The 24,474-nt window shown below is 48.2% G+C and carries 15 protein-coding genes; 7 read left to right on the forward strand and 8 right to left on the reverse strand.

Features of this window, described 5'->3' with window-relative positions; all coding sequences use genetic code 11:
- Positions 1-11 precede the first annotated feature (11 nt).
- Together CRP01_RS32390 and CRP01_RS32395 are read right to left on the reverse strand one after the other, a co-directional pair.
- Entirely contained in the window at positions 12-1,025 is a 1,014-nt protein-coding gene (locus CRP01_RS32390) for a zinc-binding alcohol dehydrogenase family protein (RefSeq protein WP_099154235.1), read from the reverse strand.
- Between the two features lie 187 nt (positions 1,026-1,212).
- On the reverse strand, positions 1,213-1,866 hold the full coding sequence (locus tag CRP01_RS32395; RefSeq protein WP_099154236.1) for an alpha/beta hydrolase: 654 nt from the start codon (positions 1,864-1,866) through the stop codon (positions 1,213-1,215).
- 170 nt (positions 1,867-2,036) lie between these two features.
- Between CRP01_RS32395 and CRP01_RS32400 the strand changes: the two genes are divergently transcribed.
- Positions 2,037-3,527, forward strand: coding sequence for an alpha-L-fucosidase (locus CRP01_RS32400; RefSeq protein WP_222845864.1), 1,491 nt, complete (start codon positions 2,037-2,039; stop codon positions 3,525-3,527).
- Between the two features lie 501 nt (positions 3,528-4,028).
- On the opposite strand, the gene CRP01_RS32405 is transcribed toward CRP01_RS32400, so the two are convergent.
- Both CRP01_RS32405 and CRP01_RS32410 read right to left on the reverse strand, forming a co-directional pair.
- A complete protein-coding gene (locus CRP01_RS32405) occupies positions 4,029-4,514 on the reverse strand; it encodes a hypothetical protein (RefSeq protein ID WP_099154238.1) in 486 nt (161 codons plus the stop codon).
- A gap of 344 nt (positions 4,515-4,858) precedes the next feature.
- On the reverse strand, positions 4,859-8,650 hold the full coding sequence (locus CRP01_RS32410; protein ID WP_170110628.1) for a hybrid sensor histidine kinase/response regulator: 3,792 nt from the start codon (positions 8,648-8,650) through the stop codon (positions 4,859-4,861).
- A 492-nt stretch (positions 8,651-9,142) separates the two neighbouring features.
- Between CRP01_RS32410 and CRP01_RS32415 the strand changes: the two genes are divergently transcribed.
- Both CRP01_RS32415 and CRP01_RS32420 read left to right on the forward strand, forming a co-directional pair.
- Complete coding sequence (locus CRP01_RS32415) at positions 9,143-9,508, forward strand: hypothetical protein (protein WP_099154240.1); 366 nt, start codon at positions 9,143-9,145, stop codon at positions 9,506-9,508.
- Positions 9,509-9,517: 9 nt separating this feature from the next.
- A complete protein-coding gene (locus CRP01_RS32420) occupies positions 9,518-10,303 on the forward strand; it encodes a LytR/AlgR family response regulator transcription factor (protein WP_099154241.1) in 786 nt (261 codons plus the stop codon).
- Between the two features lie 164 nt (positions 10,304-10,467).
- Here CRP01_RS32420 and CRP01_RS32425 read toward each other — a convergent pair whose 3' ends face one another.
- Positions 10,468-15,387, reverse strand: coding sequence for a CheR family methyltransferase (locus tag CRP01_RS32425; RefSeq protein ID WP_099154242.1), 4,920 nt, complete (start codon positions 15,385-15,387; stop codon positions 10,468-10,470).
- 425 nt (positions 15,388-15,812) lie between these two features.
- Between CRP01_RS32425 and CRP01_RS32430 the strand changes: the two genes are divergently transcribed.
- On the forward strand, positions 15,813-16,418 hold the full coding sequence (locus tag CRP01_RS32430; RefSeq protein ID WP_099154243.1) for a GAF domain-containing protein: 606 nt from the start codon (positions 15,813-15,815) through the stop codon (positions 16,416-16,418).
- Between the two features lie 111 nt (positions 16,419-16,529).
- On the opposite strand, the gene CRP01_RS32435 is transcribed toward CRP01_RS32430, so the two are convergent.
- Positions 16,530-17,378: a hypothetical protein gene (locus CRP01_RS32435; RefSeq protein WP_099154244.1), complete on the reverse strand. Its 849-nt coding sequence runs from the start codon at positions 17,376-17,378 to the stop codon at positions 16,530-16,532.
- Positions 17,379-17,652: 274 nt separating this feature from the next.
- Entirely contained in the window at positions 17,653-17,817 is a 165-nt protein-coding gene (locus CRP01_RS32440; protein ID WP_099154153.1) for a DUF1328 domain-containing protein, read from the reverse strand.
- Between the two features lie 370 nt (positions 17,818-18,187).
- Between CRP01_RS32440 and CRP01_RS32445 the strand changes: the two genes are divergently transcribed.
- Entirely contained in the window at positions 18,188-19,909 is a 1,722-nt protein-coding gene (locus CRP01_RS32445) for a GMC oxidoreductase (protein WP_099154245.1), read from the forward strand.
- A 96-nt stretch (positions 19,910-20,005) separates the two neighbouring features.
- Here CRP01_RS32445 and CRP01_RS32450 read toward each other — a convergent pair whose 3' ends face one another.
- Positions 20,006-22,471 (reverse strand): hypothetical protein, encoded by a 2,466-nt coding sequence (locus tag CRP01_RS32450; RefSeq protein WP_143473628.1) that lies wholly within the window; start codon positions 22,469-22,471, stop codon positions 20,006-20,008.
- 217 nt (positions 22,472-22,688) lie between these two features.
- Here CRP01_RS32450 and CRP01_RS32455 point away from each other — a divergent pair, with 217 nt between their 5' ends.
- The gene (locus CRP01_RS32455; RefSeq protein ID WP_099154247.1) at positions 22,689-23,573 is read left to right on the forward strand and encodes a helix-turn-helix domain-containing protein; all 885 of its coding nucleotides are present in this window, start codon (positions 22,689-22,691) and stop codon (positions 23,571-23,573) included.
- Positions 23,574-23,655: 82 nt separating this feature from the next.
- Positions 23,656-24,306 carry an NAD(P)-dependent oxidoreductase gene (locus CRP01_RS32460; protein ID WP_099154248.1) on the forward strand — a complete coding sequence of 217 codons (651 nt, stop codon included), beginning with the start codon at positions 23,656-23,658 and terminating at the stop codon, positions 24,304-24,306.
- Positions 24,307-24,474 lie beyond the last annotated feature (168 nt).

Here is a 24,474-nt window from a genome sequence, read left to right on the forward strand (position 1 = left end):
ATCTATACATGCTAAAATTTAATAACCGTTTTACCGATGGTCTTGCCGGATTCCTGCATTTGGTGGGCCTTTTTTAGATTTTCTACGCTAAATCCGGACAGGGTCGTACTCAGCGTAGTTTTAAAGGTGCCGTCTTCCAGCAGGTCTGCTACCGTATTGAGGATCTCGTGTTGTTTTTCGATATCCGGAGTGTTGTACATGGAGCGGGTGTACATGAATTCCCAGGAAAAAGACACGCTTTTAGTTTTGAGCAGGGAGAGATTCAACGGATCACTGCTGCCGGTAATGGATACGATGTGTCCCTGGGGTTTGATCAGTTCTACCGCCGTTTCCCAATAGGCATTGATATTGACAAAGTCCAGAATGTAGTCGACCTGGGGGTGGCCGATCTTTTCCAGTTCCGCTTTCAGGTGATGGTGGTTAACGACGAAGTCGGCGCCGAACTGTTTGCACCAGGCCTGTGATTCCGGTCGTGAAGCCGTAGCGATCACCGTCAGTCCGGCTACCTGTTTGGCGATCTGGATCCCGATGGAACCCACCCCGCCGGCCCCGGCCAGGATCAGGACCGTTTTTCCTCTATCGGCCTTTGGGCCTATTTTTATCCGATCAAAGAGCGATTCCCAGGCGGTCAGGGCCGTCAGGGGGATGGCGGCCGCTTCGGCATCGCTCAGGTTGTTTGGTTTCCGGCCCACTATGCGTTCATCCACCAGTTGAAATTCAGCATTGCAGCCACTGCGTGTTAGATCGCCGGCGTAGTAGACCTGGTCTCCGACCTTAAATTTTGAGGTTTTGTCGCCGACCGCTTCGACCGTGCCGACGGCATCCCATCCGATAACCTTCGGGCTATCGAGGACGGTGTCCTTTGCGGCATTTTGCCGGATCTTATAATCTACCGGGTTAACGGCGATGGCACTTATCTTCACCAGCAGATCGTATCCCTCCGGACTGGGTTTTTCCAGGTCAAATTCAAAAAAACTTTCTGCGGCCTCAATGGGTAATGACTGTCGGAATCCGATGGCTTTCATAATGTTGATATTCTGATGGGTGAGTTAAGGATTTAGAGGAATATGCTGTTTGCCTTTAGATAATATAGGACAAAGTTCCAATGGAAAAAGTTTAGTGGTTTAGGGAAGTGGGGGAGGGGAGAGGATTGAGGTGTCAGGATTCTAGGTGTCAGGCGTCAGGATTTGAGGTGTCAGGTGTAAGGTGTAGTTATACCTGATCGGCAAATAATTCCTGTAGGACATCCCGCCTTACTTCGTGCTTTCCGTCAAAGGTTTTTTCCTCGTACTGTATATTATTTTTTTTGAAGACGCTCCGGTTAAACGCCAGCCGTTGGTCATTCAGAAATTGATCAGAGGTTCCGTAGAGCCAGGTGATCTTTTTAGTGTCAAAATATTCCTGATAAGGCCGGTAATCCAGATCTTCCGGGAGCATACTTGCAAATAGGATGAAGCGGTCTACCGCCGGGAATTTTTCCATGGCCCAGCGGAATATAGTCGCGCCACCCTGAGAAAAGCCAAGGAGGGTGATCTTTACCTGTTCGTTGACGAGCGGCCGGTAATGTTCCAGAAGTTGTTGCAGGTAATTGGCGTAGTCCGCAATTTCATCCAATCGTTCGGCACTGGTCATCCAGCTCGCGCCGACCTCGCCGCCAAAACTTTTCAAGTAGTATCTGGATAGGGCTTCCGGGGCGATAACGAAAGTTTTCCCATCGTCCAGTACATCGAACCGGCGTATAAAATACTGACTGCGTTGTCCCTGACCGTGACAGGCAATGATCAGCCGGGTCACCTCCGGATTCGCTTCGCCGATGGTGTGGTAATGTGCGGTTCGTTCTACTTTGAATTTATGATGGGTATACATCCTTAGTTTTTTTGCTGGTATGCGATCGGGGAAGAAAATCCCGATGGCTCAAGATACAAACATCTTAATTTTTCAAAATCCACTATATTGGCGAGTGAGGAAAATGGGATCTTCCCACATGCTCTACGGTTTTAGAAAATTGTTGTTGGGAAACTTACACTAAAAGAAAAATGATGAAAACAAAGCTGGTACTATTCATTTTGCTGAGCACCACTATTCACGCCTTTGCACAGGCCATTTATGAGGATGAAAAGTATGTACCCGAAACCGATCCGTTGGTTTTGGAAAAACTGGATCAATGGCAGGATATCAAATTTGGTCTGCTCATGCACTGGGGGCCTTACAGCCAGTGGGGCGTGGTGGAATCCTGGTCGATCTGTCCGGAAGACTACGGCTGGTGCGAACGCAAAAAAGGCAGCAATCCGCAGAATTATACGGAATATGTGCAGGAATACGAAGCGCTGAAAAAGACCTTCAATCCAATAAAATTTGATCCTGCTAAATGGGCGAAAGCAGCCAAAAATGCGGGGATGCGCTATATGGTTTTTACGACCAAGCACCACGACGGTTTTTCGATGTTCGATTCAAAATATACGGACTACAAGGTGACTGATCCGGAATGTGCGTTCAGCAGTAATCCAAAAGCCAATATCGCAAAAGAGATCTTCGATGCCTTCCGGGGAGAGGATATGTGGGTAGGTGCTTATTTCTCCAAACCGGACTGGCACCACGAAAATTACTGGGATCCGTACTTTCCGCCTTTTGATCGGAATGTCAATTACGATCCGGCCCTGTATCCGGAAAAATGGGAAAAGTATGTACAATTTACCCACAATCAGATCCTGGAGCTGCTCACCGATTATGGTAAAGTAGATATCATCTGGCTCGATGGCGGCTGGGTGAGGAAGCGGGACGAGCAAAACCTGGAGGAGAACTACGCTGAAAAGTTCGCCGAAAACAAATCGGGCAACGGCTTCATCAAACACCGGATCGTAGCGCAGGATATTCGTATGGATGAACTGGTGTCCAAAGCCCGCGCCAAACAACCCGGTCTGATCGTGGTGGACCGAGCCGTATACGGAAAAAATCAGAACTACCTGACCCCCGAAAACCGGGTGCCGGAAAAAGAACTGCCCTATCCCTGGGAATCCTGTATCATTTCGGGAGGCGGCTGGTCCTATACGCCGGATGCCAAATACATGTCCGGCTACCAGGGCGTGCAAATGCTGGTGGATATCGTCGCTAAAGGGGGCAACCTGTTGCTCAACATTGCTCCTTCGCCGGAGGGTGAATGGCAAGCGGGAGCCTATCAGCTATTGGAAGCATATGGCAAGTGGATGGATGTGAACAGTGAAGCTATTTACAGCAGTCAGGCGATGGCGCCCTACAAAGAAGGAAACATTTGCATGACCCGGAAGGAAGAGGGGCAGGCTTATTTTTTCTATCTGGCCAAAGAAGACGAAACGACCATACCCGCCGAGATCACTATCCAATCCCACCAGCCCGAGCGGGGGAGTACCGTCACCCTGTTGGGAGAAGACCGTCCGTTGAGCTGGAAACCCAACGGCAATGGATTTACCGTCAAGATCCCGAAAAGCTTGCAGAAGAATCCTCCCTGTGATTATGTCTGGACGATTAAGGTGGATGGGTTGAAGGAGTAGGATCTTCAAAAGGTCTATTAGAAGGCTCTATTTTATTAGATGTTTCGGCTTAGTTTTAATGAAGTTTTTCTGATGAGAAATTATCGGATGAGTAAAATTTTGTGCTGGAAAACCAGCTAATATTTTTAGTAGCCCCAGGCATTTTTGCCCGGGGCTATACATGGGTCTAGTATTATCTTTCCAGAATTATTTGTTTGGTATAGACTTTATCTCCGTGAGCTACTGATACGAACGGTGATTTTCGGAATCGTCAATAAACAGATTTACTTTAACTGGCTGAAGAGCTCCAAAGGCAGCTACTTCATCCTAATTGGTAAGCCATACATCTCCCGCAGAGCAGCCTTCCATAGACTTGACAGGTAGAGAGTTTTTTGTCGACTGGCCCTTCCAGCTTAAGGAAAAGATCTCCTGCAGGTTATCGATAGAGGGATCAGTGGGCAGTGCTTGCATTTTTCACAACAAACCAGGCATTATCGAACGACTCATGCAACAAACCAGGTGTTATTGACATTTAAAATTTTCAACCCCTGGAGTAAAGGAGGTGACTTCTCCGTTTTCGTTAACCGTGATGTGGAGAAAGAATGAAAAAGTTAGATTTGAGGTAGAGCCTCTTGCAACAAATACTTGACGAGTTTCAAGAGTAGTAACTGCGGCACCGTTGCCACAGCTGCATTTTTTAATGTAGTTCTGTGGGCTACCAGCTACTGTATAAACTCCACCCTTATCCCCTACAGCCGTTGCGTTCTGCAGATTAAAATGTTCTACAAAGTGCAGTCCTCCACTAGCAGTATTGGTTTCTTTAAATACCATGTTAACGACGGCTGAAAGGTCCATATTCTCATCTGTGCATTCATTATAAAGACTAACTGTGAAAGGGAAGCTGTTATGTTCAGCTCCCTGGGCTGCGGCTTTAGGTACTAATGAAGGTGCGGTGGAAAGGAAAACAATTACGCCAAGACAGAGAAAAAGCTTCATCAAATTTTCCATAATTAATGTGTTTTAAATAGGGTTGGTAAATTAATTTCTAAACCAAAACTCCATGAAAACCGGCACGGTGGCTACCTGCCGTTTTCATGTTACCAGGTCTAAAAAATCATTGAGAAATGAATGAGAATAACGCTTGTCGGAAGGAGGAATAGCAATTATTGATCATCCTTATATAGACGCTAATATGGAGGAGAAAAACACGGAAGACAAGCAGAAATTATCCAACGGCCCGTAGAATGAGCCAACGGTTGATCAAACGGTATAAAGCAGATGGATCAACCGTTGGCTCATCAGGATTGTTCCCAAGCAGCCCAGCTTAAAGCTTTAGGTGATCAGAGCGACCATCAATTATTTGCCATGGAAAAGAGCGTACCGATCAGTTCTTCGATTTTGTAAGGTTTGGGTACATAGTTGTCCATGCCGGCCTCATAGCACAGTGCCACTTCCGATTTCAGCAAGCTGGCCGTCATGGCAATAATCGGGATGGGCGTTTTTATCTGCCGTTCAGCTTCTAATTTCCGGATGTGGCGGGAGGCTTCGTAGCCGTTCATTTCGGGCATGTGCACATCCATCAGGATGAGGTCATAGGTATTAGCCTGGTAACTTTCCAGGGCGGCCAGGCCGTTTTGCGCCAGGTCGACTTCTACTCCGGGAACATAGTAGGACAGATCGTCCTGCACCAACATCGAATTGAAGGCATTATCTTCCGCCAATAGAATCTTCATGCCGGCCAGCTCATTTCCCATCGTTTTCAGCTGATCTTCCGTGGCGGTAGTTTCGGCTACTTCCTTTCCGGCAGCAAGCCTGACCGGTAATTCAAAAAAGAAAGTACTGCCCTTATTCTCCTCACTTTTAATCCAGATCTTACCCTTTTGCAGGTCTACCAGTTGCTTGGTAATCGTGAGGCCCAGACCGGTACCACCGTATTTCCGGGTCGAGGAGGCCGACACCTGCTCGAAGGAATTAAAGATCGTTTGCAGTTTATCAGCGGGTATACCGATCCCCTGATCTTCAACAGCAAAACGCAGCATACCCGACTCCCCATTCCTGCAGATGAGTGTCCTGATGGTACCTTTATCGGTGAACTTAATGGCATTCCCGATCAGGTTGAGCAGGATTTGATTGAGCCGGGTCGGATCTCCCATTACCAGTTCGGGAACATCTCCTTCGGTACGATAGTTAAGTCGCAATCCCTTTTCCTCCGCCTTGAATTTTAAAATATCCAGCACGTTCTCCACCACTTTAACCGGATTTATCGGAACGGATGCGATCTCTATTTTCCCAGCCTCGATCTTGGAGAGGTCCAGGATATCGTTGAGAATGACCAGCAGATTGTCCGCGCTCTGGTGGATCGCATCTATGTACGGACGCTGCGCGGGCAGCAGCGCGTGTCTCCTCAGTATCCGGATCATACCCAAAATGGCATTCATTGGCGTGCGGATCTCATGGCTCATATTGGCCAGAAACTGTTGTTTGATCTTTTCGGATCGTTCTGCCCTTTCTTTTTGTTGCACTACTTCAGCGGTCTTTTCTCGCACCGTTTGTTCCAATACCTTCTGGCGCTTTTCTAATGCCGCCGTTCTCGAACGGATAACTGTCCAGACCAGGACCAGGCCAATTAGGCCGTAGAAGGCCTTTGCCCACCAGGTCAGCCACCAGGGAGGCAGGATGGTAAAAGTGTAGGCAAAGGGTTCGCTCCAACGCATGGTCTGGCCGGCGGCCCGGACTTTAAAGGTGAAGGTGCCGGGCGGCAGGCTGCGATAGTCCGCCTTGTTTTCAGTAGTGACCGGGTTCCAGCCTTCCTCCAGACCTTCGAGCATGAATTGGTAACTGATCTTATGCGGCGCCACCCAGTCGATAGCAGAATAGGAGAAGGTGAGATGGTTAATGTTATGAGGCAATTGCAGGTTCAAAGGATAATTGTAAAAGGCAGCCACACTATCATATGTACCCTCGAGATGTTTACCGAATAAGATGGAATTTAAATAAGTACTATCATTCGGCAATCTTCGGTAATCAACAAAGGTTTGTTCCAGTTCCAGTTGGTTGAGTTGTATCCGGGGGGCTTTTTCCGGCAATTGAAATTCACGTAGGTCCAACATAATATCTCTCCACCAGATACGGTTTTCACTGTCCAATAGGCTACCTCCAATATTGGTGCCTTTAAGCCCGTCTTCCCGATCGAGGTTGATGATGCGGAAATAGTCGGACCCAACGGCGGTAGAGTCGGGTACCAACAGATTCAGGCCCTGTTCGGTACTGACCCAAAATCGCCCCTGTCGGTCTTCCGTTATGTGTTGAATGATGCTGTTGCTTAGACCATCCTCCTTATCAATGTACGTAAAGGTGCCGCCCTTTCCGGTCGGATGAAAGATATTTATGCCGCCGTTCCAGGTCCCGATCCAGATATTGCCCTTGCTATCCTCCATAATGGTATTGACCTGATCCGTTGTGAGACCGGTCTCTGTTGTGAAATCGGTGAAACTTCCGCCATTGCCGGTTTGGTCCGGAGCATACCTGGTGATACCGCCGTGCCCCATTCCGATCCAGATGTAACCTTGGCTATCCTCCACTAGGATATGTACGTGATTGTTTGCTAAGCCTTCCGATTCGGTAAAGTGGGTCATTTCCTGCCTCGTGGGATTATATCTACTCACTCCGTGATGGTGAGAACCGATCCATAGGTCTCCCCGGCTGTCTTCCATGATGGTAAAGACCTGCTTGTGCACGAGACCGTGCCGTTCGGTGAATGAAGTACTTTCATTGGTCCGGGGATTATACCGGATTATTCCGCTGCTATCGGTTCCAAGCCAATAGTTTCCATTACTGTCTTCCAGTAGGGCTGTAAAGTAACCTTCGCTCCCCAGGTCTTCCGGGGCATACCGGGTATAAATGTGCATATCAGGATCATAAGCGCGCAGGCTGCCATTGTAATCTGCTAATAATTTTGCCTGCCCGTTCTCCAGTTTTACACTGCCGAGGTTATAGTGATAAGTAAATGACCGCTCATCGTAACGGTAGGCTCCGTCTCCCTGCACGGCGAACCAGAAACGGCCCGAATGGTCCTCCATAATAGAGACTATTCGCCGGCTGGTGAACCCCTCTTCAAATGCGAAACGGGTGAAGCTGCCCAGACCTCCGTAAGCATTGGGTATATACTTTATGACGCCGCCGTACTCCGTTCCGATCCAAAGATTTCCCCTGCTGTCAGTGAGTAGGGACCGGATATAGTCGGCGCTCAATCCTTCTTTGGTCGTAAATCGGGCTATGCTCTGTCCGTCATAGCGGTCCAGTCCTTCTTTCGTACCCAGCCAAATATTTCCCTGTTTATCCTCCGTTATCGCGTAAACAAGATTACTGCTCAATCCACTTTCTTCAGTAAAATGGGTAAAGCGCCCCCAGCCGTTATTGGCCCTGGGTTCAAACCGGCTTACGCCACCTCCTTCGGTTCCAAACCAAATATTGCCTCTGCTGTCCTCCAGGATTGCCCGCACATCGTTGTGGCTCAAGCCCTGTTCTATTGTGTAGTGCGTAAAACTACCCTGTCCCTCATTAGCCAGAGGGTCAAATTTATTAACGCCGCCGTTTGCGGTTCCGAACCACAGACCGCCTTTACTGTCCTCCATCATGCACTCTATCGCATTGTCACTCAATCCATTCTGATCGGTAAAATGCGTAAACTGATGCCCATCGTACCGGCTCAACCCTTTGCCGTCGGTTCCAATCCAAAGATTATCCCGGCTATCGATCAGGAGGGAGTGCACCGAGCTGTACAACAGCCCTTCTGCTTCCGAAAAGTGCATAAAACTGTAGTGATCAAAACGGCTGATGCCTCCTCCACCGGTTCCAAACCAGATGTTCCCATGCTGGTCTTCTACTACCGCGTGCACGAACATGGTGCTCATCCCCTGATCGACGCTCAGCTGCTTGAAATTGGCGATTGCTTCGGGTTTGATCTCCGCTGGAGCAGCGAGTGTGCGCGGGGGCTGCACGGCGAGTTGCGTCCTTCCGACGCCTAATACGGTTTTTGGTAAAGGCACAAGGTCACTTCCGGGGCTAATCACCGGAAGTTCTTCGGGCAACTGAATGAGCTGTGGTTTCCCGGCGGCCTGGAAATTGGTGGTGCGAGATCTCATCTCCGGCTTTCTCCCTGGTCTCACGACCGGACGGATCACCCTATCGGAGTTAATTTTTTTCCCTTTTATCGCTTTAGTAGATTTTTCCAGCAAGCAATCGACCATGGCGGGATCCGGCCGGTTAGTTCGGGGCGAAGTAACCGGATAGCTAATCAACGCATCCTTTTGCTTGGCCTTCCGTTTGCAGCAAATGGAAAGAAGGGATAAGGATAAGAGCAGAAAAAGTAGTGTTATTCGACTGGGTCGTATCAAATTTAGGGTTTAGGTTATAGGATGAAGTAGAAAAATCGGGCTTGTTAAATTTAGCTTTTTTGTGAAATTACACCAAATGACTTGAAAAAGAAATTTCCTTAGTTTTCCACAACTTTTGTAAAATGCCTGTCAAGCGAATCAGCCGTTCGATCAACCGTTCGATCAATTTTCCGAAAACAATCCGGAATAAGTGTTAACTTATCAGAATTGAAACCTTTTCCTGCCCAAAACCGGTAGAAGATGGATATTAAATGGAACACCAGTCTGCTTGATCTCAAAAACCTGATCGGGATCTCCCGAGGAGACCCCGATCAAATACTTAAGTATCTGGAGCAGTTTCAAAAATTGATCCCTCCCAGATTGGCCCAACTGCAACAGGGCCTGGGGAAAAAAGACCGTGAAATGATCCGAAAGATTGTGCATCAGATGAGCCCTCAGCTCCAGTTTTTCGGAATAGAAGGAATTGGTACCACCATTACCAGATTGGAATTCGAATACGAAACTTTGCCAATGGAAGAGCTTGAAGATCTGGTGAAGCATCTTATTATTAACTTAGAAAGTGCCTTACTGGAGATAGTGAGGATCATCCGTACCTACTTTAAATGAGGACCTGCTATGAGCCTGAAAAGAATAAGAAGTTTGATCATTGATGACGATCCTTTTATTCACAACTTATTGCGAGATAAACTACAGCAGCATATTCCGCAGGTGGAGGTGGTAGCTACGGCTAATAGCGGAGAGGAAGGTTTGCAAGCCATCGAGCACTTTAAGCCGGAAGTCATCTTCCTCGATGTGGAAATGCCGGATATGACGGGTTTTGAAATGCTCCAAAAGTTAAACGCCATCCCTTTTCAAATCATTTTCATCACTTCTTACCGGCACTACGCCATCAAAGCCATTAGATTCAATGCGCTGGACTACCTGACAAAACCCATTGATCTGGGCGAGCTCAAAAACGCCATCAAAAGATGCCGGGCAAAACTTGGAAACGCAAGCGAAAACAATCCATTAAAGCAGGCATTAATCAACCTCAAAACCAAAAATGCAGCCGACCAAACGCTTATTTTACATACGCAGGAAGGAAGCTTACACATCCAATTATCTCAGATCATAAGAATTGAAGGGGAGCGCAATTACAGCCGGATCTACCTGGTGAACCAAAAGAAGAAGATCGCTTCTAAAACTTTGAAAGACCTGGAAGAGATCCTGGATGACAAGGGATTTTTCAGGTGTCATAAATCCCATCTCATCAATGCGCGACATATTTTAGCTTATCCCACCCGTTATTCCCTGATGCTCTCCGATCAAACGCTTATTCCCGTTGCCAGGCGAAAAAGAGAAGCATTTAGGGACTGGCACGATCGAATGGTCGACAATCCTGTCAAAACTTTAACGCAATAGGCAACTTCGCACTTTAAAGCCTAAACCGGAGAATAGGTAAATAAGAATGGGATGAGTCGACAGCGGATCTGAAAGAACACGTTTGGTGGTTTGAAATATGATGATCACAAATTCAGAAAATCACTTTTCATACCAAACGCTCTGAAGATCTGGCAATGTCAGCACTAATCCACTTTAGCCAATAACTCCACAAAATCCGTAAGATTGGCGGGTTTAGATAAGTGATGATCAAAACCTACCGCTTTAGACTTTTCCTTTATTTCCTGGTGACTATAGCCGGATAAGGCCACCAGCAGTCCTTTATAGCCATTGGCCCGCAGTCGGCTGGCCACTTCGTGACCATCTATATCCGGGAGACCAATATCAATGAACATCACTTCCGGTTCGAAGGCCTCGGCTACTTTCAATCCTTCCATACCCGTCTCTGCCGTTCTAATCTCACAGTCAATTGGTTGTAGCATAAGCGGGATCATGAGTCGGATATCTTCGTTATCCTCAATAAGCAGGATCTTTAGTCCGGCCCTGATATTCGAGAAATCTACGTCCTCCCTTTTCGGTGGCAACGTTTTTTCTCTTTCAGAAATTGGTAAATTGATGGTGAAGGTGGTCCCCATGTCCTGCCCTTCACTCTGTACGCTTATATTACCATTCTGTAATTCAATAAAATCCTTGGATAAGGCCAAGCCAATGCCCAGGCCACTAGACGCTTTTCCCGGCTTTTTCTCCTGGAAAAACGGCTTGAATACCTTATCCAGAGCTTCGGCTTCGATGCCAATCCCAGTATCCGATATCTTAACTTCTGCGACATCATCTTTGGTAGTTAATGTCAGCCTGATCGTATCTTCATCAGTGGTGAATTTAAAGGAGTTCACCAGTAGATTGGTAAAGGCCTGCTCCAGCCGGACCCGGTCACCCGTAACCACTATTCCTTCTTCCAGCTCGACCAGGAACTTACGCTGGTTCCCGGTGTAGATCCGGCTAACGGTATCTGCGATGTCGTTCAATAATCCACTCAGGTTCACCGGTTTTGATTCCAGTAAGATCTTGTCTTGAGCGATTCGGCTCAGATCCAAAAGATCATCCAGTAGTTTACCCATGGTATTGACATTCCGCTTCATGATGCCGAAGATCCTGACGGTCGTTTCGGGATCCATTTCGAGCACTTCGATGGAAGCGGTAAGGGAGGCCAGGGGATTTCGCAACTCATGGCCCAATATAGACAGAAATTCATTCTTCCGATGGTCGGAAGCTTTCAATTCAGTGACGGCCAGCCGGAGGGAGGTTTCCAATTCTTTCCGATCGGTAACATCCATGATCATCCCTACCATTCTCGCTGCCTTTTCCTGTTCGAAAAGGGTTTGGCCACTGGCTTCCACCCAGTTTTTTTGGCCATCCGGATGGATTACCCGGAATATCGCGTGAAATTTACCACCACTTTGCGGCTGGGTTGCCTTCGCAAATTTTTCCTGCACCAGGCTTACATCATCCGGATGAATACGGTCCCAGAAAATATTCAGGGTCGGCACACCATTCTCCGGTATTCCCCATAAACGCTTAACCACCTCATCCCACTCCGTCAGATCTTCTACAAAGGAAAATTCAAAGGCTCCCAGGTTGTTGGATCCCATCGCAATGCGGAGTTTCCGCTCACTGCTTACCAGTCTTTCGTTCGCTTTGATATGATCGGTTATATCCTGCACGGTACCTACCATCCGGACGGGTTCCTCCCCATCGTAAATGGTTTTACCCGTAGCTTCCACCCATCGCATCTTTTGGTCTTTCCGATTGATCACCCGGTAGACGACCCGCAGTTCCCCGTTATTTTTTCCTTTCAGTGCTTCCTCAATGATCTGCCGGGTCGGTTCCCGGTCATCCGGATGGAGGCCTTCGTTGAAGATCTGATACGTAATGGGATTCACGTCCGGCGGTACCCCCCACAGCTGCCGGGTAAAATCATCCCAGATGACCGTATCCTTTCTAATATCATGATCGTGGATCCCGATCTTCCCCGCGATCCGGGCCATATTCAGGCGTTCCTGGCTTATTTTCAATTGTTCCTGGGTCTTCTGGCTCAGAAGAGCAGTAGAGATCAGATTGGCTACCGACAATAGAAAGTTGGCATCATCCTTCGAAAATTCCCGATAGGTACTGGTGTGAATACTCAGAATACCGAAAGGTGGATCCTGGTGGTTGATCAGACAACTAAGGCCGCTAACCACTTTGTGATCCAACAACAGAGATGGCCCTTTAAACCTTTTTTCATCCTGTAGGCGCTTGACAATAACCGGCTCTCTGGAGATCAGGGTGTAACCGGCCTGGGAATTTTGGTCACTGGGAACGGTAGCCCGGCCCACTAATCCTTCCTGCCAGCCCACTCCGGCGACGAGGAGCAGGTTATTTTTTTCCGGCTGATATTCCAGCACTTTACAAAATTCTACATTGAGGGTATACGCTACCTGTCGGACCGCCTGCTCAATAAGGGTTTCGGGAGCAGCGCCCCCCAGGGCCGTCATACCCAATTTGGCCACTGCAGCCTGTTGTTCCTCCCGCACTTCTGCGCGCCTGGACAACTGTTTGAGTTCCGTTACATCGTGAAATACCAGCACTACGCCCTCGATGCGACGCTCCTCCGCCCGATACGGCGTAATCTGCCGAATAAACCACCGGTCATCCTGCCCCTGGATCTCCTCGCGCACAGGCTGAAAATTCTCCAGTACTTCTCTACATTTATCGACCAGGCTTTCATCGACAAGATTGAGTCGAAGAAAGGATATGGGCCGGCCGATATCGGCGGGACCCAGTTTCAGCAAACGCTCTGCGGCCGGCGTGTAGCGCTGAATTCGCAGATCGGGATCAAGAAATATAGTAGGCACATTGGCGCTACTAAAAAAGTTTTCAAGATCATCATTGGCACTTTGCAGTTGATCTACCTTCTCCTTGAGTTGTAAATTAACCGTATTCAGTTCCTCGTTCAGGGACCTCAGCTCCTCTGCACTGGCTTCCAGCTCTTCGTTGGCAGACTGCAACTCTTCGTTTGTCGATAGCGCCTCCTCGTGCGACGCTTTCAGTTCCTCTGTGCTTGTTTCCAGCTCCTCGATCGTATTTTGCAGTTCTTCTTTGGTCTCAGCCAGTTCACGTTCCAGGTTTTGATTTACCTTCATTTCATCATCCTGAGTGATGCTTTGCTTGAACTCATTCTCCTGCTCTAAAACTTCGTAGAAAATAATAGCAATGGCCTCACCCTCCGCAAACTCCTGATCAAGCAAAGGCGTCAGCTCTACCCGAACCATCTTTGTCTTTCCTTCCGCATCCGTGGGAGCAACCGGCACCTTAAAGCTGATCATTTCTTTGCTTTTCTTCACCTTATACAGGGCACTCCGAAGCCGGCTCCGCAGGTCCGGTTTGATCAGCTGGATGATGTCATTACGCGGCTCTCCGGTTGACAGGGCCAGGTAATCACTCCAGTTGCCATGATTGTAAAGGATCGTACCTTCCTGATCGACAATCACTCCCGGGGGAAGAATATTCTCCAGCATGGCCCGTCGGATTAAATCCGAACGGGAAGGAGCTCCTTTAATTTTTTTCAGACTTTCTCTTTTGGCGGGTTTATTCGTACGCTCCGAATAAAATTCTCCCATGAACCTCCGCGTGTCCTCACGTCCGGGTATTTTTTGGTAGACCCTCCACTTTTTCGAAAGCGTTTTAAAGGAATTCTGTTTACTGGTAATAGTCTCAGAGCTACCTAAAAACAGATAGCCATCCTCGTTCAGTGCAAAGTAAAATGCCCCTAACACCTTTTCCTGCATTTCCTTTTTTAGATAGATCAGCAAATTACGGCAGCTGATGAGGTGCATATGGCTGAAGGGAGGATCTATTACTGAGTTTTGGATGGCAAAGGAGATCAGATCCCGCACCTGATTGTTGATGCGGTAATGATAAGAGTTTGCCGTTATAGTGAAATATTTCTCCAGGAATTTTTTCGGCATCTCCCGGGCGATACTTTCCGGATAGACGCCTTTTCGGGCAATTTTAATGGCCTGCTCATCAATATCGGTGGCGAATATTTTAATGGGGTTCGATTTTCTTTGTTTCCCACGCTCTTCAAGAAATAAAATAGCGATCGAATAGGCCTCTTCCCCGCTGGCGCAACCAGCGATCCAAATCCGGACCGGCTGTTCCTTTTCCAGCTTGGAAACGATATTGGGGATCACTTTTTTTTCCAATACTTCGAAAGCCTCCGGATCGCGGAAAAAGTCAGTGACATTGATAAGAAGATCCTTGGTCAATAATTTCCGCTCTTCTTCAATGTTCCGCAGCCTTTCCAGATAGGTCTTATAATCATCAATATTGGTCAGGCTCATGCGCCGGGCAATCCGGCGTTGAACGGTAGAGGGTTTATATTGTTGTAAATTAAAATTTTCGTGCGTTTTAAGGATGGCGGTAATTTCCTCCAAGCTGTTCTCCGCATTAAGGGCAATTTCCTCTTCTTCGTCTCTCAGGGTAAGCGGATGATCCAGATATTGCTGCAGCACCTGATACATTTTGTCTACCCGAACCACTTTATCCACTATACCGGCATCAATGGCACTTTGGGGCATACTATCGTGCTCGGCGGTCTCGGGGAGTTGAGCCAGCACCAGTCCTCCGGCCGCTTTGATGGCCCTCAGTCCGGCGGTGCCGTCGCTACCCGAACCCGATACCACTATACCCGCACACTGACTCTCACATTCCTCTGCCAGCGAACGGAAAAAGTGATCGATCGCCTTGCGATGACCACGATTTTCGGTCGGAGTGACCAGTTTTAATTTGCGATCCTTGATTTCCAGGTAGGTATTGGAAGGAATTACATAAATATGGTCCGCCTCGATCTCCTGATCGTGCTCTGCATCGCTTACCGAGATTGGACTTTCTTTATCCAGAAGTTCCGGAAGCAGGCTTTTATAATCCGGATCCAGGTGTTGAACAATGATGAACGCCATCCTCGTCTGGGCCGGCAAAGACCTCACGAAATCCTTCAAAACAGCCAAACCACCAGCGGAGGCACCAATACCTACTATGAGAAAAGATGATTCCTTATTTTTCATGTCACCAGATGATCTAAACGTCTATTTGAGAAAATTTACAGACTGTCTAAATTAAAAACCATTCATTATTTAAAAAAAGAATAATCAGGTATTAATGAAAAAAACGTATTACTCTAACAATCAGCACTTAATTCAACTACTTACGATTAGTTTGGCTCTTCTCCCGGGGCCGGCAGATTGCTTCATTTTTCCAGAGAAAAACCAAATTACTCTGCCTCTTGCAGAACGTATAAAGCTAACATGTGTTCAAATATAGTACCATTCCCAAAATATAATCGACATAAAGTGGTTTGGGATCTTCCTAATCCGCTGTAGTCGAGATAGCTACTTTCTCTCTATTTAGTACGCAGCGGGCTTAATACTTTCGCTGAATGTGATCTCGAATAACCAGATAGAGAAATAGGGGAATACCAAAATCCTCCCTTATGGATAAACAAAACGCTCTACGAAAGCTAGCAGAATTTGCAATTCTTTGCAACCTGACCAACGATATCTATCGGATCATGGATACAGCTTGCAGGACCGTAGCGGAGACGATCGGTACGGATCTGGCCAAGGTGTTGCGCAAAGCCGGCGCAGAAGATCACCTCTACCTGGTCTCTATTTTCGGATACGAGCAGAATGATTTCTCCGATGAGCCCCGTAAATTCAAAGAGAGTTCTGCGGCAGGATACGCAGTAGAAAGCGGTACCGATGTAGTTTCCGAAAATGTAGAGAAAGAAAAAAGGTTCAGCCTGAGTGCGCTCGAAAAGAAATACGATATCTCGAGCATGGCCAATATTCTTATACCCGGCAAACCCGGTGATGAAGCATGGGGCGTATTAGAAGTAGATTGCAGCGAACCCAGAAAATTTACCGATGATGAACTGGCCTACCTGAAATCTTTTGCCGAACTGCTGGGTACCGTAATCGCAAGAATCAGGCTGGAACACCAGCTCCAGGAAACGCTCAGTTACCGCGAAGGCCTACTTGCCGAAGCCAATGACTGGCTGGGTAGAACTAATGAAAGCATTAAAAAGCTAATCAAGTAAATCATTTTTATAACGGGCTCGTAACGAAAGTATACTTACTACCAGGATACTTACCTAAAGGATATACATCAGATCCCAGTCTAAATTCCAATCCTCGAAAACACAAAACCATTATCGATCAGATACAAAGGCCCCGGTACAATCACAGAAAGTAGACCACACCTGATGGATCTCATCTAAAACAAATACCCTGCATATATTTCGTTTCGAAGTCTGGATCGCACTAACCTTCCTGGCTTTTACCTGCTCCGGAAACCGGGTTTTGATCCATTCATTCCGCTCCCAATGCCATACACTGCCATCAGCGGCAATACCCCAGCCTCCGGCGCCGGCATACACATCGATCAGGGTATCATCCGGATTGCGCTGGGTCCATTCGTTTCCCTCCCAGCGCCATACGCTTCCATTGGCTCCGATACCCCAGGCCCCCGATATGACCGCCAGTTTATCGCCCGGATTGCGCTGTACCCAGTCATCGTTTTCCCAGCGCCATACACTGCCGTCCGGGCCAATACCCCACGATCCAGATACATCCTTCAGCTTGTCGCCCGGATTGCGTTGCACCCAGTCATTGTTCTCCCAACGCCATACACTGCCGTCGGGGCCAACACCCCAGGGCTCAGATATAGCCGCCAGCTTATCGCCCGGATTACGCTGCACCCAGCCATTTTTTTCCCAGTGCCATACGCTGCCGTCCGGACCAATACCCCAGGAGCCCGATAGATCCTTCAGCTTGTCGCCCGGATTGCGTTGTACCCAGTCATTATTTTCCCAATACCATACACTGTTATCCGGACCGATCCCCCACGAACCGGATATGGATACCAGCCGGCTGTCCGGGTTTGACATTTCCCAGCTCTGGCCGCAATCCGTATTTGCAGAATGGTTAGGAACCGAAGAGGTCCTGCAACTTTCGAGAAAGAAAAAAGAAAGGATAAGGAGGGGCAGATAATATTTCATATGGATTTGACTTTACAAATTTCTATAATGATCGGGAATTTCCGGGAACTTCTTTAATATCACCTACAATAGATCAGGACGAATAGGGGAATCCGGTTTTAGCAATTATACGACTTGTGTTGACGCGAAGCGCTATACCATAAATAAAGATGGTCCTAACCCATTGGGAAAGGACCACCTCTGTTCGATGATCTATCTAATGGATCATCTATATAGTGTTACTATCTATGCCAAAATAGTGTCTTGTGTTTTTGGCATGATATTATTTGTCTTATTACACTCTTTTCACGGCACCGGACAGCAGAGAAACTACCAGCAGTACGATAAATACCCAGAAAAGGATTTTTGCGATTCCGGCCATAGCACCGGCAAAACCACCGAATCCAAGAACGGCAGCGATAATAGCAACAACGAAGAAAATCAATGCATAACGTAACATAATATAATGGTTTTCAGGTTAATAATAGGCATTTCAGTAAAATTGAAATACACTACTAAAACACCATTACTGAAGTTGGTGTTCGGTCAGGTTTCCGGGCAATAGTGCCGAAGCCGGCCAAAATTTAAAGGAATATCGGGACCAATTGCCGAAACTAAATACAAAGATTGATGCCTTGCAAGCTCGGCGCAGCTTTGACAGAACGCGGGTGGAGAATGCGGTGTTTACAGTATTACAATGCCAGGGAGCGCGTCCAACCGCCTCCACGCACATTCACCAAACCATCGGCCAGGGCGTGGTCATCCGATCCCGGTATGGCTGATAAAAAACTGCTGTAAGGAGAATTACAGGAGATCAGAGGGCAAAACCAATGAAAAAAGATACAGATGTTCTGATCATCGGCTCGGGATTCGGTGCCTCCGTTGCGGCCCTGCGGTTTGCGGAGGCCGGGAAAAGCGTGACCGTCCTGGAGCGGGGCGGCTACATCACCCGGGAAAAGTTTGAGGCCGATGACGATATGCTCTGGCAACCGGACAATGGTCGTTACGGTATGAACGATTTTCAAAAGCGCGGCACGCACGTTATTCCCTGGTTGGGAGCTGGTGTCGGCGGAGGTTCACACGTTTATGCCGGCACCTTGAAGCGCCGGGAATTCTTCGATGATTTCCCATCCGATGTTTCCGTGGCGGAGATGACGCCTTTCTACGAACTGGCCGAGGATATGATGCAGGCCGTGAAGTATCCGGATCATCCCCCCTACGATCAATTACCCGCTTACCGCATCTTCCGGGAGGCCGAAAAGGAAATGGAGGAGCAATATCCCGATCAGGTAGAAGAACACGGAGATATTTTACTGGGCATCTCGTACGCACCCAACGAAGCGCTGGCGGGTAAGGTCTTCACCAACAAATACGGCGCTCAGCAACGCTATTCCGATCCCGATGAACAGAAGATACTAGGGGGCGATATTGAGGTTAAGAATACACTTGACAAAAACTACCTGCACCTGGCAACAGAACGCGGGGCGGTGATCAAAGAATTTGCCCAGGTCGTAAAAATAGAGCCCTTGCCGGAGGGCGGCTACCGCGTATTCTGGAAAGACCCCAGACAGGACAGCCAGGCCGGCGGGCAGATGACAACCGAAACCCTGGTCTGTGGGGCCGGTTCGATCGGTAGCACGGAGCTTTTACTGCAAAATAAATATCAACATCGCACGCTGCCGGATCTCTCCGATCAGTTGGGAAAGCGTTATTTTACCAACGGGGACTACATCATGTTTTTATTGCCTCGAAAAGGACTACTCGCCTCCTGGATCGGCCTTTTCGCCGCGATTGCCGGCTGGATTGCCGGTTGGGGATGGCTGGCCCTGGTAGGTGTAATCGCTTATTTTTTCGGATGGTATCGGTCCGATCCGAAAGCCGCCCCCGACCAGGGATCTACCAACAGCGATTATATCCGGTTCAGGCACCGGGACGGCAGCCCCCAGGGGATGTACATCGAAGGTGGACGCTACCCGACGCCGGTGAAGGCACTCCTGGCCATTGGGCTAAGTCTGGCCGGCGAGTACCGTCCGCACACCTACGGGCATATCAGTAACAGTGTAAATTTTCTGGGAAAATACGTTCCGGTCTTCGAATTGATCGAACGCTCCTGGCCCATTCCCATGCTGATGATGGGACGCGATGATGCGGTGGGCCAGTTCCACCTGAACGAGGAAAACGAAGCAGAAATCGAATTCCCTATAGAGAATAATGATCAATACGTAGACTTTCTAACGAAGTGGGGTAAAATCTTCAGTAAAAAAGCCGATAGCTACTTTCTCCCCAACTTCGTTGCGAAGGCTTTCAGAATTGTAGAAATACCCCACAATATGGGCGGGTGCAGCATGGGCGAAAATGCAAAGTCCGGGGTGGTAGACAGCTACGGGCGGGTTTTCGGATATGATAACTTTTTGATCCTGGACGGGTCTATCATGCCCTGCTCGTTGGGGCCGAATCCGGCATTGACCATTCTGGCTTTTGCGGAGCGATCTATGCGGCAGGTAATCTCCCAACCGGAAAAAGCGGAAGACGGAATTGCTGACCGTCCGTAAGGAAATTGTTAGGACTGACCCTAAATTGTAGGGATCAATAAATAAGTTGGCGCTAAATCCATCGAAAAAGGCCACCAGTGTTCGATAATATCTATCCTAATTGATCACTACCACTTTTCCCGCGGCATGGCGACCATCCGCCAGACGTATTCGATAAATATACATTCCCGGGGGCACCGGTGTGTTATTCAGATCAAGTCCGCGCCAGGCTCCGGTTGGGTCATTTGCCCGGATCTTGGTATTGCGGAATATCCTCTTTCCGTTCAGTGTATATATTTCCAGCAGTTCTACACCAGTTGCCGCCCTATTAGCGGTATACAAGGTAAAGGCCTGACCGCGACGCAATAAGCCGGGTAAAAAATAATCGCCCCCCAAAGGTCGATGGATGGAGGAAACTATATCCAGGCGGACCGTCACCAGGCTATCGCAGCCAGACGCATTCGACAGGTAAACAAAATGTAAGCCAGGTTCCGTTAAATACTGATTCAAGCCAATCCGCAAGCTATCTCCCAATACGATGGCCGTATCGATCTCAACGGAATTACTGTTCCCGGTAGTCAATCTTAAATTAACCAGGGTATCGCAGCCCTTGTCAGCATTTAGTACGTGAGTATAAATCCCCGCGTCAGTAAGGAGAGTACCATAAAATTCGTAGGGTTCGCCGTCACAGCTGATAGCCGTGCGATTGATCTCGATGCTTGGTTCAAAATACACTTCCACGCAGTATTCCACGGGGCACGCAAGTGCCTGTTCCTCCAATTCACATATGCTGGTGTCACGGGTGAGGAATTGACCGCGCCAGGTGAGCGTATCTCCCAGGCAAAGTTCCTTGTATTCCACGGAGCGAAGGGTATCCGCAGACGCTGTCACCAGCGTCTTGGCCAACCATTCACAACCGGTTTCATCGGTGACGTACACGGAATAGGCCCCCGGTTCTGTGAGCGGACGGTTGGTCCCCTGAAAGCCATCCAACCAAAAATAGCCGGTAGCATTTTCCAGGCTGACATCCCAGTGCAGGGTATCGCCCGGGCACAAGGGAACGGTATGGACCAGCCCGTCGGGGAGAATGCCGAGCGGGGGAGGAGTACGCTCCAAGGCCGTCATCCGGGCGGTATCAGCCACGCAATCACCCTGCTGGACCACGTAAAGGTAAACGCCCGGGGTATCCCGCACGGACGAATAAACAAAAGGCACCGAGCCCTGCAGGGGAGGAACCCAGTAGCCGCTCTCATCGATCCCTGGTCCCAAATGCGCTCTCAGATTAATGCCGGTTCCGTCCGGACAGGCTTCAATCGTAAAATCCTGGCCGGCGAATGCGTTTGAATTTAGATCTAACTGAATAAATGCTTTAGCCGTATCACTAACTGTTCCCGCAGCGTACAATAAGCAATCCAGCCGTCGTTCGCCGGGAGCACTGTCCTCATCGAAAATAAGACGGATAGAACGGATTATTTCAGCGAAGTCCTCCGGTTGGGCCTCTCCCCGATTACCGATCACTAAACGATCATCGGAGTTCGACTGAACCAGGAATAAAGACTGGTCAGGTACATCAAAATTCACCGCTCCCGGAGGGGAAAGATCCCGGCGAAAAGTAATTACGAGAGAATCGATCACACCACTTTCGATAGCTACATAAACATCCTCATCCGCAATAGCGAAGCGTCGGGTACAGAGCGTATCCGCCTCAAAGTGATCAATAAAGCGTCCGCTGCTATCATCTTCGTCCAGATCCAGGCGCAAAGCAAAATTCGTACGGAATTCATCCGGACTGGTAAAGCCGTAGATGGATTTCCGATTCCTCGGCAATACTGCCTCATCCGGCAAATGGACCACGCAGCGTTCGGAGACCTGTGCCGGGGCCAGTTGCCAGTTAAAGATCCGGTTTTCGTACCCTTGCGTTTCCGTATTGCGGATATCATTGCCGAATAGTTTCATTTGTTGCTCCTCCGGATCCCAGAGTGGGGCCAGGGCGACAAAGCCCGTACCGGGTTCGTCAAAAGTGTACACCACGGAACTGGCATTGAAGGGATCTTTGAGATCTATGCGATAAATTTTCGTGCTTTGATCAAATTGATGTCTTGTACTTCCGTACAAATGGCTTTCATGGAATAAAAGATCGCCCAGGAGCGTTTCGCCGAACGGCAGGTTTCCGATGGTTTTCAACTGCGCGGTCCGGGGATCATAACTGATCAGTTGTTCATATCCCAGGTAAAAGACTCCATTCGGATCACACACCAGAGAAGTGCAATCCAGGGTTTCGATCCGCACCAGGGAATCCCGGTTGGTTCCCTTTTTTACGTCAATTTCCACCAGATATACCGCTCCCGGCTGTCCGGTGAGACCGTATAATTTCCCATTGGGATGTAGGGCGAGGTCGGTGTAGATATTTCCCGGGAAGCGTATTGGCAAAGGAGTAGGAGCGGCCGGATCCAGAAAATAGGAAACGGAGCAATCATCGTAGGGATTGAGTGTTCCCAGTCGAAATCCGGTCTCATTAAAGATGATCTGAGAGCGGATCAGGAACGGGCACAACAGGGCCAGCAGGAGCATCGCGTTTTTCATGGGGTATATGCTGTTAGGTCTTAGGCTGTCCTAAAGATAGAAACCCTTATTGCAAATATGCCCAGCGGGTTCGGTTTAACTGTTGCTGCCAACACTTTTGTCATTTTTATTGCTTTCCCGCTGACGGTATGTACCGATTTACCAGAAGCCAGCGCTCCACTCGATGAACTATTCAATTTAATTTTAACATCTTTACATAGTTTGAAAAGTTCGCAGCGTGGCCAAAGACCTAACCTACAGCAATTTTATTAAGAGTCATATAAAAAGCATACCGGGTGATTTTAAATGGCAGGCCACCCCCTTGCAAATATATCCGCTGGAGATTATATCCAATTATCTGGTCCTGCCCACGCCGCTCCTGCGGGCCGATTTTCATTTTATGGTTTATCTGGCAAAAGGTAGCTACCAACACCAGGTAGGCATTGACAATTACGATATTCAATCGCCTTCTATTTTATATGTACCCGAGCGAGAGATCTTTTCCTTTACTTCCAGGTCCATGCAGCAGGATCTCGTCGGGTTTTTCCTGCTCATGGAAAATAAGGTGGTCACTTCGATCATGGGCAAAGTAGAACTAGCCGATCTGTTATCCATGGAAACGGTGATCACCCTGGATGCGGGGAATGATCAATGGTTCAATACCGTTTGCGGATTATTACACCAGGAGGTTGTTTCCATGCAACCAAACCGAAAAATAGGAACCGGGCTTTTGCAGGCTTTACTCCATAAGCTGATCACACTAAACAGCGGCAGAAGAGCCCTCTCCCGGCAACACGAAATAGCGGGTGATTTTAAACAGCTGTTGAACAAGCATGCAAAAGATCACAAATCGGTAGCTTTCTACGCAAAAACATTAGGGGTTTCGGAAAACTATTTAAACCGGTGTGTTAAAGCACATTACCGGAAAAGCTGCAAACAGATCATTCTGGAAACCGCCGTACTGCAAAGCCAGATATTGATGCTCGAAACCCCAAAGGATATCAGTGAGATCGCCTTCGAAATGGGTTTTGCCGATCCGTCCTATTTTTCCCGGGTTTTCAAAAAAGTCACCGGGCAGACCCCTTCCCAGTTCAAAACCCAGATCGTGCACGGTTTGTCCTAGTCTTCGTCTGATTCTGAAAAGAATATCCCCTACCCACAGCCTAACTTTGCCTGATATTTGAAAATATCAAGTTAAAAAGGAAATGAAAGTATTTTTATTAGGAGCTACCGGGAGCACAGGCTATGAGGTCTTAAAGCAGTTGGTGCAGGATGGATACGCAGTAAAAGCATTAGTCCGTGATCCGACGAGCTTATCATTGTCAGAACTGGAGCAATCGCAAAACGGGCAGATCGAGGTGATCCAGGGAGGTATCTTTGAACCCGAAAAGCTCAAAGCCCACTTGGAGGGTTGTGATGTAGTTATTTCCGCTCTGGGCACCGGAAGAGATAACCGCTATACGGAAGTTTATTCCGAAGGTGGCCGAAATATTTTGGCAGCCATGCGGGCTAACGGAATTAAAAGACTGATCACCGTCACTTCTGGTTTGATCGACATGAGTGACCCGGGTACCGATAATTTTTTCTTAAACCGGATCATTCGTCCTAATTTTAACAAGGTATACTACGACCAAACCAGATGGGAAACCATCCTGGACGATACCAATGATATCGACTGGACCTGCGTTCGCCCCACCTATCTCACCAATAAATCATTTACCGGCAAATACAGAGTGAAGGATCAGCACTGCCCCGAAGGAGGACGGAAGATCAGCCGGGCGGACCTTGCCCATTTTATGGTACAGCAGATCGATTCTGGTGAATTCATCCGCCGCAAACCGGTATTAGCTTACTAGCTTGGTTGAATTAATCTGGAATGGAAAAATTAAAAAGAACGTTGATCGTATGGGTAAGTATCTATCCGCCACTCACGATTATTCTGGCTGTATTTAAAGAGCACCTGAATGCGTTGCCCCTGGCTTTAAGGACTCTGGTACTGACCGTAATATTAGTACCCCTGATGA

The organism is Flavilitoribacter nigricans DSM 23189 = NBRC 102662 (assembly GCF_002646595.1).
In the GTDB taxonomy this organism is placed as follows: domain Bacteria; phylum Bacteroidota; class Bacteroidia; order Chitinophagales; family Saprospiraceae; genus Flavilitoribacter; species Flavilitoribacter nigricans.

Bases quoted from the DNA above. Each gene is read 5' to 3' on its own strand.
- CRP01_RS32390 (WP_099154235.1), bottom strand. From the start codon at position 1,025: ATGAAAGCCATCGGATTCCGACAGTCATTACCCATTGAGGCCGCAGAA.
- CRP01_RS32395 (WP_099154236.1), bottom strand. From the start codon at position 1,866: ATGTATACCCATCATAAATTCAAAGTAGAACGAACCGCACATTACCAC.
- CRP01_RS32400 (WP_222845864.1), top strand. From the start codon at position 2,037: ATGATGAAAACAAAGCTGGTACTATTCATTTTGCTGAGCACCACTATT.
- CRP01_RS32405 (WP_099154238.1), bottom strand. From the start codon at position 4,514: ATGGAAAATTTGATGAAGCTTTTTCTCTGTCTTGGCGTAATTGTTTTC.
- CRP01_RS32410 (WP_170110628.1), bottom strand. From the start codon at position 8,650: ATGAGATCTCGCACCACCAATTTCCAGGCCGCCGGGAAACCACAGCTC.
- CRP01_RS32415 (WP_099154240.1), top strand. From the start codon at position 9,143: ATGGATATTAAATGGAACACCAGTCTGCTTGATCTCAAAAACCTGATC.
- CRP01_RS32420 (WP_099154241.1), top strand. From the start codon at position 9,518: ATGAGCCTGAAAAGAATAAGAAGTTTGATCATTGATGACGATCCTTTT.
- CRP01_RS32425 (WP_099154242.1), bottom strand. From the start codon at position 15,387: ATGAAAAATAAGGAATCATCTTTTCTCATAGTAGGTATTGGTGCCTCC.
- CRP01_RS32430 (WP_099154243.1), top strand. From the start codon at position 15,813: ATGGATAAACAAAACGCTCTACGAAAGCTAGCAGAATTTGCAATTCTT.
- CRP01_RS32435 (WP_099154244.1), bottom strand. From the start codon at position 17,378: ATGAAATATTATCTGCCCCTCCTTATCCTTTCTTTTTTCTTTCTCGAA.
- CRP01_RS32440 (WP_099154153.1), bottom strand. From the start codon at position 17,817: ATGTTACGTTATGCATTGATTTTCTTCGTTGTTGCTATTATCGCTGCC.
- CRP01_RS32445 (WP_099154245.1), top strand. From the start codon at position 18,188: ATGAAAAAAGATACAGATGTTCTGATCATCGGCTCGGGATTCGGTGCC.
- CRP01_RS32450 (WP_143473628.1), bottom strand. From the start codon at position 22,471: ATGAAAAACGCGATGCTCCTGCTGGCCCTGTTGTGCCCGTTCCTGATC.
- CRP01_RS32460 (WP_099154248.1), top strand. From the start codon at position 23,656: ATGAAAGTATTTTTATTAGGAGCTACCGGGAGCACAGGCTATGAGGTC.